This window comes from Paracidovorax anthurii, assembly GCF_003269065.1.
GTDB classification, from domain to species: Bacteria; Pseudomonadota; Gammaproteobacteria; order Burkholderiales; family Burkholderiaceae_C; genus Paracidovorax; species Paracidovorax anthurii.
Genome location: NZ_QLTA01000080.1, coordinates 1 through 13,255 on the forward strand (window position 1 = coordinate 1; position 13,255 = coordinate 13,255).

The 13,255-nt window shown below is 69.2% G+C and carries 14 protein-coding genes and 1 pseudogene; 5 read left to right on the top strand and 10 right to left on the bottom strand.

The genetic code is table 11. From position 1 onward, the window contains the following. Positions 1-642 precede the first annotated feature (642 nt). From AX018_RS23210 to AX018_RS23240, 7 genes and pseudogenes are all read right to left on the bottom strand, one after another. On the bottom strand, positions 643-918 hold the full coding sequence (locus AX018_RS23210; protein ID WP_111882477.1) for a FixH family protein: 276 nt from the start codon (positions 916-918) through the stop codon (positions 643-645). A 91-nt stretch (positions 919-1,009) separates the two neighbouring features. Then, positions 1,010-2,461: a cytochrome c oxidase accessory protein CcoG gene (gene ccoG, locus AX018_RS23215; RefSeq protein WP_111882452.1), complete on the bottom strand. Its 1,452-nt coding sequence runs from the start codon at positions 2,459-2,461 to the stop codon at positions 1,010-1,012. 92 nt (positions 2,462-2,553) lie between these two features. After that, a complete protein-coding gene (gene ccoP / locus AX018_RS23220) occupies positions 2,554-3,468 on the bottom strand; it encodes a cytochrome-c oxidase, cbb3-type subunit III (protein WP_111882455.1) in 915 nt (304 codons plus the stop codon). Between the two features lie 34 nt (positions 3,469-3,502). Continuing rightward, positions 3,503-3,640 (bottom strand): annotated as a pseudogene (locus AX018_RS23225) (cbb3-type cytochrome oxidase subunit 3); the annotation flags it as partial. A 15-nt stretch (positions 3,641-3,655) separates the two neighbouring features. Further along, positions 3,656-4,285, bottom strand: coding sequence for a cytochrome-c oxidase, cbb3-type subunit II (gene ccoO / locus AX018_RS23230; RefSeq protein ID WP_111882459.1), 630 nt, complete (start codon positions 4,283-4,285; stop codon positions 3,656-3,658). 18 nt (positions 4,286-4,303) lie between these two features. After that, positions 4,304-5,743 (bottom strand): cytochrome-c oxidase, cbb3-type subunit I, encoded by a 1,440-nt coding sequence (ccoN, locus tag AX018_RS23235; protein WP_111882462.1) that lies wholly within the window; start codon positions 5,741-5,743, stop codon positions 4,304-4,306. Positions 5,744-5,914: 171 nt separating this feature from the next. Next, a complete protein-coding gene (locus AX018_RS23240) occupies positions 5,915-6,325 on the bottom strand; it encodes a c-type cytochrome (RefSeq protein WP_245951809.1) in 411 nt (136 codons plus the stop codon). Positions 6,326-6,621: 296 nt separating this feature from the next. Here AX018_RS23240 and AX018_RS23245 point away from each other — a divergent pair, with 296 nt between their 5' ends. Genes AX018_RS23245 through AX018_RS23255 form a run of 3 tightly spaced genes read left to right on the top strand, consistent with a single transcriptional unit; the run spans position 6,622 to position 8,800 of the window. After that, complete coding sequence (locus AX018_RS23245) at positions 6,622-7,542, top strand: DUF3034 family protein (RefSeq protein ID WP_111882464.1); 921 nt, start codon at positions 6,622-6,624, stop codon at positions 7,540-7,542. Between the two features lie 38 nt (positions 7,543-7,580). Beyond that, positions 7,581-8,060: a group I truncated hemoglobin gene (locus tag AX018_RS23250; RefSeq protein ID WP_111882483.1), complete on the top strand. Its 480-nt coding sequence runs from the start codon at positions 7,581-7,583 to the stop codon at positions 8,058-8,060. Continuing rightward, positions 8,057-8,800: a cupredoxin domain-containing protein gene (locus AX018_RS23255; protein ID WP_245951810.1), complete on the top strand. Its 744-nt coding sequence runs from the start codon at positions 8,057-8,059 to the stop codon at positions 8,798-8,800. Before AX018_RS23250 ends, AX018_RS23255 begins: the two co-directional genes overlap by 4 nt. Positions 8,801-8,863: 63 nt before the next feature. Here AX018_RS23255 and ccoS read toward each other — a convergent pair whose 3' ends face one another. Together ccoS and AX018_RS23265 are read right to left on the bottom strand one after the other, a co-directional pair. Then, a complete protein-coding gene (gene ccoS, locus AX018_RS23260; protein ID WP_111882467.1) occupies positions 8,864-9,001 on the bottom strand; it encodes a cbb3-type cytochrome oxidase assembly protein CcoS in 138 nt (45 codons plus the stop codon). Further along, positions 9,001-11,412: a heavy metal translocating P-type ATPase gene (locus tag AX018_RS23265; protein ID WP_111882469.1), complete on the bottom strand. Its 2,412-nt coding sequence runs from the start codon at positions 11,410-11,412 to the stop codon at positions 9,001-9,003. Before AX018_RS23265 ends, ccoS begins: the two co-directional genes overlap by 1 nt. A gap of 137 nt (positions 11,413-11,549) precedes the next feature. Here AX018_RS23265 and AX018_RS23270 point away from each other — a divergent pair, with 137 nt between their 5' ends. Both AX018_RS23270 and AX018_RS24995 read left to right on the top strand, forming a co-directional pair. Then, on the top strand, positions 11,550-11,996 hold the full coding sequence (locus AX018_RS23270; RefSeq protein WP_111882471.1) for a universal stress protein: 447 nt from the start codon (positions 11,550-11,552) through the stop codon (positions 11,994-11,996). A gap of 297 nt (positions 11,997-12,293) precedes the next feature. Next, entirely contained in the window at positions 12,294-12,929 is a 636-nt protein-coding gene (locus tag AX018_RS24995; RefSeq protein WP_146749420.1) for a hypothetical protein, read from the top strand. Between the two features lie 28 nt (positions 12,930-12,957). On the opposite strand, the gene AX018_RS23280 is transcribed toward AX018_RS24995, so the two are convergent. Continuing rightward, positions 12,958-13,255: integrase core domain-containing protein (locus AX018_RS23280; RefSeq protein ID WP_146749421.1), on the bottom strand; the 298-nt coding region annotated here is incomplete at its 5' end.

Genomic DNA, 13,255 nt, shown 5'->3' on the forward strand with positions numbered 1-13,255 from the left:
AATGCGTGCGCAAGCCACCACCGTTTGCTTGTGCACATCCAATCCCGCGCAGCGCGGGTAGATCACTTCCATGACAACCTCCTGTTCGCGGCGCCATCGGCGTGCGGCCCACGTCATCGAAGTCTGAAATGCGTGCTCAAGAACCGAAGGCTCAGGGCAACAGTCTGGGGTGCTCGTGAGGCCGCGGGTCCAACTGAGATACGGGCTCGAAGCACCAAGTACGAACCGACCTCGGTGCCGGACGCTGCGCCCGCCATTAGGCGCCTGTTTCATGTCCTGCGGGTGGCGCGCAGCGCAATGGATAACTGAGATGAAACAACAACCCCCTGTGGCGCTTCGCGCCTCGGTGCAGCCGCCAGAGGCGGCAGCTCTTCAGGGCCGTCCAAGCCTGCGCAGGCAGGCTTGGAGCCGCGGCCTTCAGCCCCTTCTCCTGCGGGAAGGGGGACACCGCCAGTGGCCGAGCGAAGCTCGCTCCACGGCGTTTGCTGGCGTGGCCTGCTCCGCGGCCATTGGACGAGGAACGCAGCGCCAGTTTCATGCGTTGCGGGTAGCGCGTAGCGCTATGGAAAACTGAAGAACGAACGAACGAAGGGGGCGGGGCCAGGGCGTTCCCCGGACGGCCACGCGGGGTGCGCAATCCGCTCAGCGCGGCTGGTCGTGCACGGGCGTGGCCACGTGGTTGCGCGCCTTCATCGCGGGCGCCATGCCATCGGCGCGGCCCTGCTCCAGCGTGCGGTTGATCTCGATGCCGCGGCGGTAGTAGTCCTCCGCCACCACCGGATCGGGCTGGCGCACGGCCAGCCACGCGGTGGTGAGCCCCGCCACCACCACCACGGCCGGGCCGGCGACCACCAGCCACATATGGCCGAATTTCCACCAGGGCTGCGCGGCCACGCTTGCGGAAGGCTTTGTTGTCATCACGAACTCCTTCGTCATCACGTCCCCATCACACCATGCGTGCCGGGGGGACACCATACTGAATAACACCAACCACCGGCCCGCCGCCGCCTCAGCGCGGCACCAGGAAGATGGACTTCTCCCGGACATGGGCTCCGGTGCCCTGGGCCTCGATGTCGAACGACACCGGATGGGAGCCCGGCGCGGCCGACCCGTAGGGGATCTGCAGGCGCACCGCCACCCAGCGCGACTGCGCGGGCCCGATCTCCACGTCGGGCTCGGAGGCCACCGCGATGCCCTCCAGGCCCGAGGCTGCGATGCGGTAGCGCTGCGGCGCCTCGGTGGCGTTCATGATCTGCAGCCGGTACACGTTCTCCAGCCGGCCGCCCGCCACGATGCGCGAGAGCGCGGCACGGTCGCGCACCACGTCCACCTTGAGCGGGGTGCGCACCACCAGGCTCGCGAGCATGCCCACGCACAGCGCCACGAGCACCGCCGTGTAGATGAGCACGCGCGGCCGCAGCACGCGGCGCAGCATCTGCGGCTGGCTCCAGCGGTGGGCCACGCCGTTCTGCGTGGAGTAGCGGATGAGGCCGCGCGGGTACTTCATCTTGTCCATGACGGTGTTGCACGCATCCACACAGAGGCCGCAGCCGATGCACTCGTACTGCAGCCCGTCGCGGATGTCGATGCCCACGGGGCAGACCTGCACGCACAGCGTGCAGTCGATGCAGTCGCCCAGGCCCCTGGCGCGGTGGTCGATGGACTTGTTGCGCGGGCCGCGCACCTCGCCGCGCGCCCCGTCGTAGGTGACGACGAGCGTGTCCTTGTCGAACATCGCGCTCTGGAAGCGCGCGTACGGGCACATGTACTTGCACACCTGCTCGCGCAGGAAGCCCGCGTTGCCATAGGTGGCGAAGCTGTAGAAGGCCACCCAGAAAAGCTGCCACGAGCCCTGCAGCGCCAGCAGTTCCGCGCCCAGTTCGCGGATCGGCACGAAGTAGCCCACGAAGGTGAACCCCGTCCACGCGGAGACGGCCACCCAGAGGAACTGCTTGAGGCTTTTCTTGCGCAGCTTCTCGACGGTCCAGGGCCCGTTGTCCAGCCGCAGGCGCGCGCTGCGGTCGCCCTCCACCTTGTGCTCGATCCACATGAACATCTCGGTGTAGACGGTCTGCGGGCACGCGAAGCCGCACCACAGGCGGCCCGCCACGGCGGTGAAGAGAAAGAGCGAGAGGGCCGAGATGATGAGCAGGCCCGTGAGATAGATGAAATCCTGCGGGTAGAGCACCAGCCCGAAGATGTAGAAGCGCCGCGCGCCCAGGTCGAACAGCACCATCTGCCGCTGGCCCCATTCGAGCCAGGGCAGGCCGTAGAACACGAGCTGGGTGAGAAACACCATGGCCCACCGCCAGCGCGCGAACACGCCGGAGATGGACCTCGGATAGATCTTCTTCTGGGCTTCGTAGAGGGAGACGACTTCGGCCTGGGCCGAAGCGCCCTCCGCGGCTGCGGCGGGTGAGATCGGTATGACCTTGCGTGGCTTCCCGTCAGGTGGCTTCATGGTGGGTCTGCGTTGTCACTGGCCGGTCGTCACATCGGGGGAATCACCCGCGAAGGGAGGCACGCCGGCCGGCGCCGCCCCCGCGGAAAGGGTCAGCGCGCCGCGCCCGGCCGGTGGGACAGGCCCCACACGTAGGCGGCCAGCACGCCGATCTGCGCGTCGGTGAGCTTGTCGGCCTGGGCCGGCATCTGGTTCACCTTGCCGTTGTTGATCATCGCGGTGATGGCGGCCTCGCCCCAGCCGTGCAGCCAGATGTCGTCGGTCAGGTTGGGCGCGCCCAGCGCGGTGTTGCCCTTGCCGTCCATGCCGTGGCATGCCGCGCACGCGGTGAACTTGGACTTGCCCAGCGAGGCGCGCAGCGAGTCGTGCGGGCTGCCCGAGAGGCTCAGCACATAGTGGGCGAGGTTGCGCACGTCCTCGGGCGAGCCCACGGCCGCCGCCATGGGCGGCATGGTGCCGATGCGGCCCTTCTCCAGCGTCTCGCGGATGTTGGCGGGCGTGCCGCCGTGCAGCCAGTCGTTGTCGGCCAGGTTGGGGAAGCCCTTGCTGCCGCGCGCATCGGAGCCGTGGCACTGCGCGCAGTTGTTCATGAAGAGCCGCTCGCCGATGGCCATGGCCTCGGGGTTGGCGGCCACCTGCTCGGTCGTCATCGCCGTGAAACGGGCGTAGAGGGGGTCGAGCTCCGCCTTGGCCTTGGCCATTTCGTTCTCGTATTCGCCGTGCTGCGACCAGCCGAGCTGGCCGCTGAACTTGCCCAGGCCCGGATAGGCGGCCAGGTAGCCCAGCCCGAAGACGATGGTGATGACGAACAGCCACATCCACCAGCGGGGCATGGGGTTGTCCATCTCGGTGAGGTCGCCATCCCAGACGTGGCCCGTGGTGTTGTCGGCGCGTGGCTGGGTCTTCTTGCGCGCGGTGACCCACAGCAGGATCACGCAGCCGACGATGCCGACGAGGGTCAGTCCCGCAACGTACACCGACCAGAAATTGTGGGTGAAGTCACTCATGGTTGTTCTCGTTCTTGGAAGGATTCGGGGAAACATCCTGCTCGGCGAAGGGCAGCTGCGCCGCCTCGTCGAACCGGGCCCGGTTGTGGCGCGCGAACGTCCACCCCAGGATGCCGATGAAGCAGGCGAAGGAAACCAGCGTGGCGATGATGCGCACCGTGGTGATGTCCATGATCGGCCTCCCGGGTTACTTGAGCGCGCGGCCCATGACCTGCAGGTAGGCCACGAGGACGTCCAGCTCGGTCTTGCCCTTGACCTCTTCGGCCGCGCCGGCGATCTGCTCGTCGGTGTAGGGCACGCCCACGGTGCGCAGGGCCTTCATGCGCGGCGCCGCCACGGCAGGATCGACCGCCGTCTTCTCCAGCCACGGGTAGGCGGGCATGTTGGATTCGGGCACCAGGTCGCGCGGGTTGTTCAGGTGGATGCGGTGCCACTCGTCGCTGTACTTGCCGCCCACGCGGTGCAGGTCGGGGCCGGTGCGCTTGCTGCCCCACTGGAAGGGGTGGTCATAGACGAACTCGCCGGCCACCGAGTAGTGGCCGTAGCGCAGCGTCTCGGCGCGGAAGGGGCGGATCATCTGCGAGTGGCAGTTGTAGCAGCCCTCGCGCAGGTAGATGTCGCGGCCCAGGAGCTGCGTGGCCGTGTAGGGCTGCACGCCGTTCACCGGCTCGGTGGTGGACTTCTGGAAGAACAGCGGCACGATCTCGGCCAGGCCGCCCACGGCCACCACCAGCACGATCAGCACGATCATGAGGAAGTTGTTGGTCTCGATCTTCTCGTGGGAGAAACCGGCGGATGCTTTGGTGTTGTCGGACATGGATGCGCTCCTCGGTTTTCAGGCGTGGGCCGGGCTCACGGCCGGGATCTGCACCTTGACCGAGCGGCCGGCCATGGCGGTCTTCCAGACGTTCCAGGCCATGACGAGCATGCCGCCCAGGTACAGCAGGCCGCCCGCGAAGCGGATGACGTAGAAGGGATAGGTGGCCTTCACGCTCTCGACGAAGGTGTAGGTGAGCGTGCCGTCGGCATTGACCGCGCGCCACATCAGGCCCTGCATCACGCCGGCGATCCACATCGCGGCGATGTAGAGCACGATGCCGATGGTGGACATCCAGAAGTGCAGCTCGATCGCCTTGATGGAGTGCATCTTCTCGCGGCCGAAGAGGCGCGGCACGAGGTAGTAGAGCGAGCCCATGGTGATCAGGCCCACCCAGCCGAGGGCGCCGGCGTGCACGTGGCCCACGGTCCAGTCGGTGTAGTGGCTCAGGGCGTTGACGGTCTTGATGGACATCATCGGCCCTTCGAACGTGGCCATGCCGTAGAACGACAGCGACACGATCAGGAAGCGCAGGATGGGGTCGTCGCGCAGCTTGTGCCATGCGCCCGAGAGGGTCATGATCCCGTTGATCATTCCGCCCCAGCTCGGCGCCAGCAGGATGAGCGAGAACACCATGCCCACCGATTGCGTCCAGTCGGGCAGCGCGGTGTAGTGCAGGTGGTGGGGGCCGGCCCACATGTAGGTGAAGATCAGCGCCCAGAAGTGCACGATCGAGAGGCGGTACGAGTACACCGGGCGGCCCGCCTGCTTCGGGATGAAGTAGTACATCATCCCCAGGAACCCGGCCGTGAGGAAGAAACCCACCGCGTTGTGGCCGTACCACCATTGCACCATGGCGTCCTGCACGCCGGCATAGGCCGAGTAGCTCTTCATCCAGCCGGCCGGCACTTCCGCGCTGTTGACCACGTGCAGCAGGGCCACGGCCAGGATGAAGCCGCCGAAGAACCAGTTGGCCACGTAGATGTGGCGCACGCGGCGCTTGCCCACGGTGCCGAAGAACACGATGGCGTAGGACACCCACACCAGCGTGATGAGGATGTCGATGGGCCACTCCAGCTCGGCGTATTCCTTGCCGGTGGTGTAGCCCAGCGGCAGGCTGATGGCCGCGGCCACGATCACGGCCTGCCAGCCCCAGAAGGTGAAGGCGGCGAGCGGGCCCGCGAAGAGGCGCACCTGGCCCGTGCGCTGCACGACGTAGTAGCTGGTGGCGAAGAGCGCGCAGCCGCCGAACGCGAAGATCACCGCGTTGGTGTGCAGCGGCCGCAGGCGGCCGTAGCTGAGCCAGGGGATGCCGAAGTTGAGTTCGGGCCAGGCGAGCTGCGCGGCGATGATGACGCCCACCAGCATGCCGACCACGCCCCATACCACGGCCATGATAGAAAACTGCCGCACGACCGTGTCGTTGTAGTGCGCGGCATTGGTTGTTGGAGAATCCATCGTGCACCTCATTGATTGCACGGAAAGTTTCTGCCTGCAGCGCATCCGGGGCATTGACACACGTCAATCGCCCCGAAAAATCAAGTGCCGGGAGTTACACGCCTCGCAACGGCGCGCCGCCAACGTGACGGCCACGGCGCTTTCGCGCGCGGCGGCCGGGGGGCCGGAGGACTATTTCAGCGTGGCCAGGAAGGCGATCAGGTCGGCGCGTTCCTGCGGGTCCTCGACCTGGTAGTCCATGCGCTGGCCGGCCACCAGCTCCTCCGGGTCCGCGAGCCAGACGTCGAGCGTCTGCGGGGTCCAGCGCAGGCGTGAATGCGAAAGCGCCTCGGAATACGGGTAGCCCGGCAGGCTGCCGACGCGCCGACCCATCACGCCGCGGTGCGCGGGCCCGGTCTTGTTGCTGTCGATGGCGTGGCATGCCGTGCATTGCTGCCGGTAAAGCACGGCCCCGCGTGCCACGTCGCCCGGCGGCGGCGTGTGCCACTCGCGGGCCTTCGCGGGCACGGAGGCCTGCGGCAAAGCCTGGCCGGCCACGGCCAGCAGGGCCATCGCCAGCAGCGGCATCCCCAGGCGCGCCATGCGCCGAACCCGCCCCGGGACCCCTGCCCCGCCAACGGGCGCAACTCTTGAATTCATACACATCCTGCCGTGTCCAACGGTGTGCCTGCCTGAGAACCGGCAGCATTTCGGAGCCGATCACCGGCGTCCGTGCCCTTCTTACGGCACGGGGCCCGCATCGGATTCAAGGCCGCCGCGCCCGCCGGGGCATGGCGGCCGGTGCCGCCACGCGTGAATCCGAAGCCCCCAGGGCGCCGTACCGCAGACACGGCAGGCGCCACGCCTGCGCCATCCCGCCCCACCCACGCACATCGCCCATGCATCCCAAGCTCGCTCCCACCCTTCTGGCCGCTTCTGCGGCCCTGGCCCCGTTCGCCGCCTGCGCCGACACCGGAAAACTCCTGCTCACGGGGGGCGTGAGCACGATCGAGGGCGCGGCCGGCGGCGGGCTCAGCCCCTGGGCGGTGATCGGCAGCAACGCGACGGATGGCGAAACGGGGGCCTCCGCCTTCACCACCCGCGCCAGCACCCGCGACTACGCAATGACCGCCTACGGCGCGGCGGTCGGCATTCACGACCGGCTCGAACTGTCGGTGGCGCAGCAGGATTTCGATACACGGAACACCGGCAGCGCGCTGGGCCTGCCCGGCCTGCACCTGCGGCAGACGGTCGTGGGCGCCAAGCTGCGGGTGCTGGGCGATGCCATCCTGGACAGCGACACCCTGGTGCCCCAGGTGGCCGTGGGCGTGCAGTACAAGTCGCTGGGCTCCACCGGGCTGGATGCCACGCTGGATGCGCTGGGCGCCCGGCGCCACGGCACCGATCTGTACGTGAGCGCGACCAAGCTGTTCCTGAAGCAGGGCCTGCTGGTCAACGGCACGCTGCGCGCCACCCGGGCCAACCAGAACGGCCTGCTGGGCCACGGCGCCACGCTGGGCGGCCGCGAAACCGGCTACAGCCTGCAGCCGGAGGTCTCCGTCGCCTATCTGCTCGGCCACGACATCGCGGTGGGCGCCGAATACCGCAGCATGCGCAACCGGCTGGAGAGCGCCGGCAACGCCGCCGGGCTGGGCAACGGCCTGCGGTCCGGCGCCTGGAAAGACGTCTTCATCGCCTGGGCCCCCTCCCGGAATTTCTCGCTCACGCTGGCCTTCGTGGATCTGGGCACCATCGTGCCCGCCACGTCCGGCAACCGCAGGCAGACCGGCTACTACGCGTCGGCCCAGGTCGCCTTCTGACCGCATCCCCCCCACCACCCCCGTCCATGGACATGCCCATGCAGAAACAAACACTCATCTCCCTCGGCCTGGCGGCCTGCGGCCTGTGGCTGGCGGGCGCCGTGCAGGCCCAGCCCTCCCCGGCCATGGCCGCACCCGCCAGCGCCCCGCTCTACCAGGCCTTCGGCGAGAAGGCCGGCCTCATCGCGCTGATGGACGACTTCATGGCCCGCCTGCTGGCGGACCCGCGCACCCGGCCGTACTTCCAGCCGGCCAACCAGCAGCGCATCAAGGAGCAGCTGGTGGACCAGTTCTGCGCGCTGGGTGGCGGCCCTTGCGTGTACAAGGGCGCCGACATGAAAAGCTCGCACGCCAACCTCGACATCCGGAAGTCGGACTTCCACGCACTGGTCGAAGTGCTGCAGCAAAGCATGGATGCGCGGGGCATTCCGTTTCGCTCGCAAAACGAGATGCTGGCCCTGCTCGCCCCCATGCACCGCGACATCATCACGCCGCAAGGCACGGAGGGACAGCCATGAAAACGGATCTCCACGCTCCCGCGCTGCGCGGGGTCGCTGCCCCGCCACGAGGGCGTTTTTCACCACGGGGCGGCCCGGCGCTGACAAAGGCCCTCCTCGCGCTGGCCCTGCCGCTGCTGGGCGGATGGGCGGCGGCCGGCGGGCTGTCCGTCTCCGTCCTGGACAAGGACGGCAAGCCCGTGCAGGACGCCGTGGTGGTGGTCGTTCCGGCGGCCCCCGGCGGCACGCCGAGGGTGCCGTTGCCGAAGCAGGCCACCATCCACCAGGAGAAGATGCAGTTCATCCCGGCGGTGACGCTGGTCGCCACGGGTGCCAGGGTGCAGTTCCTGAACGACGACGCATGGGACCACCATGTGCGCAGCTCGCCGGCGGGCCTCGGGCAGTTCAACGCCGCCAACGCGGGTTTCGAGCTGCGGCTGGAAGGCAAGACCGAGGGCCGGCCGCCCAAGGGCGTGGATGTGGTGCTGGACAAGGCCGGCGCGCTGGGCGCGACGCTGCTGGGCTGCTTCATCCATGGCTCGATGCGCGGCTACATCTACGCCAGCGATTCGCCCTGGGCCGCCAAGACGGCGGCCGACGGCACCGCGGCGTTCGAGGATCTGCCGGACGGCCCGGCCCAGGTCAAGGTCTGGCAGGCCGACCAGCTGGTGGACCTGCCGCCGCAGCAGGTCGCCATCGGCCCCGCGCCGGCCCGCAGCGTGATGCAGCTTTCGGTGATCCCCAGGCGCCGGCGCGGCTAGCGTCCTCGTGTGCGGCCAAGGCCCGGATCGGCGCAACCGGAGACCATGAACACGTTCTTCCGGTCAATCGTCCCGGAGGATGCGCTCGCCCTCCTGTTCGACGTTCTCGAACTGGCCCCGGTCGATGGCCCACCAGAGGCCGATGAGGATCAGCAGCACGAGCACGACCGAGAGGGGGATGAGCAGGTAGAGGATGTCCATCATGCGGCTCCGAGCGCAGGGGCGCCGGGCGCGGCGCGCGGCGCGCTCCCCCGCGGCGGCGCCTGGGTGCGCGCGAGGCGCGCCGCATTCGCCACCACCAGCAGCGAGCTGAGCGCCATGCCCAGCCCCGCGAGCCACGCCGGCATCCACCCGGCCACCGCGAGCGGCACGCACAGCGCGTTGTAGGCCGCGGCCCAGGCCAGGTTCTGGCGCACCACGCGCAGCGTGCGGCGCGCCAGCAGCACGCTGCGGCCCACGAGCGCGAGGTGGTCGCCCATCACCACGAAGTCCGCGCGCGAGCGCGCCAGCGGCACGGCCCGCCCGAAGGCGAAGGCAACGTGCGCGCCCGCGAGCACGGGGCCGTCGTTGAGCCCGTCGCCAACCATGGCCACGCGGTGCCCGGCGGCCTGCAGCGCGCGCATGCGCGCGAGCTTGTCCTGCGGGGAGCAGTCGCCCCGCGCGGCGTCGATGCCCGCGCGGGCCGCCACGCGCGCCACGGCCTCGGCCCGGTCGCCCGAAAGCAGCTCGACCGCCACGCCGGCCTCGCGCAGTTCGCGCACCACCTGGGCCGCCTCGGGGCGCAGGTCCTCGCTCCAGTCGAAGCGGGCCACCACGGCCGGCCAGGGCTGCGCGCCCCCGCCATCCCCACCCTCCGCGAGCGGCTCCGCGCGCAGCGCGACCTGCTGCACGCTCCCCGCATCCGCATCGGCCCGGCCCAGCCGCAGGATCGCGGGCGCCCACCGGCCCTGCGCATCGTCCACGCGCGCCACCAGCCCCAGCCCGGCCACCTCGCGCACCCCGCTCAGCCGCCAGCGCGGGGGCTCCTGCGGCGCGTCGGGGGCATCGCCGCCCCCGGCGGTGGCAGCCACCAGCGCGCGCGAGAGCGGGTGCAGCGAATGCCGCGCCAGCTCGGCGGCCAGCGCCAGGGCGTCCGCGCGCGTCCAGCCCTCGGCCGGATGGATGCCGGCGATCGCCATGCCGTCGCGCGTGAGCGTGCCGGTCTTGTCGAAGACCACCGTGTCCACGCACGCCAGGGCCTCCAGGCCCTGCAGGTTGCGCACCAGCACGCCCTGCCGCGCGAGCGCGCCGGCGGCCGTGAGCATGGCCACGGGCGTGGCCAGCGAGAGCGCGCACGGGCAGGTCACGATCAGCACCGCCACGGCCACCATCAGCGCATGCCCGGGGTCGCTCGGCCACCACCATGCGGCGGCCAGCGCGGCCGCCAGCAGCACGCCCGCCAGGAACGGCCGGGCGATGCGGTCGGCCAGTTGCGCCAGGCGGGGTTTTTGCGCCGAGGCGCTTTCCATCAGCGCCACGATCTGGGCGAAGCGCGTGTCGCCGCCCACGCGCTCCACGCACACCTCCACGGGCGCCTGCAGGTTGTAGCTGCCGGCCGCCACGGCGTCGCCCTCGGCGCGCGGCAGGGGCGTGGATTCGCCCGTGAGCAGGGCCTCGTCCACCTGCGTGGCGCCGCGCCCGATGCAGCCGTCGGCCGGGAACGCCTCGCCCGGCAGCACGCGGATGCAGTCGCCCACGGCCAGCCGGCGCGCGGCCACGCGCGCGAAGGCGCCGTCCGCGCCCCGGCGCTCCACGCTATCGGGCAGGCGGTTCATCAGCGCCTCCAGGGCACCCGCCGTGCGGTCGCGCAGGCGCGTCTCCAGCCAGCGGCCGGTGAGCAGGAAGCACACGAACATGGTGAGCGAGTCGTAGTACACCTCGCGCCCGAAGAGGCCGGCGGGGTCGAAGGTGCCCGCCGTGCTGACCACGAAGGTGATGCCCATGCCCAGGGCCACCGGCAGGTCCATGCTCACGCGGCGCAGCCGCAGGTCGCGCAGCGCGCTCGAAAAGAACGGCCCGCACGAGAAGATCATCATCGGCAGCGTGATGACCCACGAGGCCCAGCGCAGGAGCCGCTCCATCTCGGCGGAGAGGTCGCCGGGCTGCGCCACGTACGCGGGCCACGCGTACATCATCACCTGCATCATGCAAAAGCCCGCCACCAGCCAGCGCCAGAGCGCCTGGCGGTGATCGCGCCGGCGCTGCTCGCGCGCGAGGGCGTCCAGGGCGGGCAGCGCGTGGTAGCCGGCGCGCGCGACGGCCGCCATCCAGCCCGAGGGCCGCGTGCGGGCCGCGTCCCACACCACGCGCGCGCGGTGCGTGGCCGCGCTCACGTCGGCCTGCAGCACGCCGAGCACGGCGCGCAGCGCGTCCTCGATCGTGAGGGCGCAGGCCGCGCAGTGCATGCCGGAGAGCACCACGTGCGACTCCCACACACCGGCCGCGTCCGCGCCGGCGGCCGGCACCTCCCCCGGCCGCCAGGGCCGGCCGAACGCGGGCCATTCCTGGGGATCGTCGAGCAGCGCGGTGGCGGCATCGGCCGACAGCGGGGGCGCGGAAAGATCGGGGATCATGGGCCTGGAGGCTAGGGCCCATGGCCTCCGGGCGCATTGACACACATCAAGACATGGGCGGCGCAAGGCACCTAATCTGGCGGGGAAAAGCCCTCCCCGGCCAGGGCCGCCAGCACATCCACCACGGAGATTTACCGATGCCCTACCAACGCATTCTCATCGCCACCGACGGCTCCGACCTTTCCGCCAAGGCGGTCGGCCACGGAATTTCCCTGGCCCGGCTCTCGGGCGGCAGCGTGGTGGCGCTCAAGGTCGTGCCGCGCTATCCGCGCAGCTATTTCGAGGGCGGCTCCCCGGTGGACGCCGCCGAGGCGCGCCGCATCGAAAGCCAGTGGGCCGCCCAGGCCCAGGGGCTGGTGGATGGCATCAAGCAGCAGGGCGCGGCCCAGGGCGTGAAGGTCAAGGCCGTGGTCACCAAGTCGGACCTGGTGGCCGAGGCCATCATCGCCGCCGCCGCCAAGCACCAGTGCGACCTGATCGTGATGGCCTCGCACGGCCGCAAGGGCCTCAAGCGGCTGCTGCTGGGCAGCGAGACGCAGCACGTGCTCACGCACTCGCAGGTGCCGGTGCTGGTACTGCGCTGACGGGCTCGATTCCGGCCCGTGGCCAGCCGGAGGAAGATTTCGCCACCCAAGGGATCACTGCGCTGCCTGGCCTTGCCGCGCCCTGGCCTCCGGCTTCATGCCGTTTTAACTGCGGAATTACCAACCTATGGAACGGGTGCCTCCAGGCCGTTGCCTGAGCGCACAGAACCAGAACGAGCACCTCGCATGGCAACGAGTCCTTGCGGTGTGCTTCGCAAACATGCATCGCGCTTCCGATCGATGTCGGCCAGAAGTTCCATAGCCATCAGGATAGGAGCATTCTTTGCAGACAGCCCCATGCCAAAACCCATTGTTGGTGCTAGAACGGCCACCTCCCTCAGTACCTCGCACTCCCTTGCGCATACGGCGCGCGACACAGCCACGGCATCCACCAGAACAAAGCGCCATACGGTGCCCGAGGGCCTTCACGGCGCACCCGCCACTCGCACGTCGGGACATGACCAGCCCCGCCCAAGAACAGCCTCGCATGGACTCAGCCAGCACGGTGCGAAGGCCCATGCCTCCGAGCAGATCGCACGCGAAGTGCTCGAAAGCATTCCGCGAGGGCACCTCAAGAGCGAGCTTTCTCCCGAACTGCTACATGCCGTGCACTCGGTCGCGTATGCGCCCGATGACAAGTTCAACACCCTCCAGGGAAAGCTTTCATTCAACTACGTGCTGGCATTGGCTCGTGGCAAGCACAAAATCGAACCTGCACAGGTTCGCCAGTCTTGGGCAGCCGCACCGGCAGGACTGACCTTGAGGACCTATGAGCCCCAGGACATTGCCAAACTCCATGAGCACGGAGCCTCTTTCGTGGCGCTTCCCCTGCCGGCCTTCGCCACCGGATCGAGCAGCGCCCAGATGGGAAAGACCATCTTCCGCCCGGCAGACCAGATCCCAGGGGATCTGGAAAAACTGTGCGGCGACTGACCCGTCCTGATCTAGGTTGACACCTGGATCATTGAACAGACCGGCATTGGCCGGCCAGAGACGCCCGATGCACGGCATCGGGCGTTTGCATTTTCAACGACAGATGAGGCCGTTGGTTGTTGTAGATGGGAACTGACTGGCTCACCATGCGCCGGGCCTGCGCCAGATCGGCAGGTCTGCACAGCAGGAACTCGCCTTTGAGAATGCCATTGACCCGCTCGGCCAGTGCGTTCTGGTAGCAATCGTAGCCATCGGTCATCGAGCAGGTCAGCCCGTGGCGATCGTGGATGGCCTGGTAGTAGCCAGAGCAGTACTGGATGCCCCGG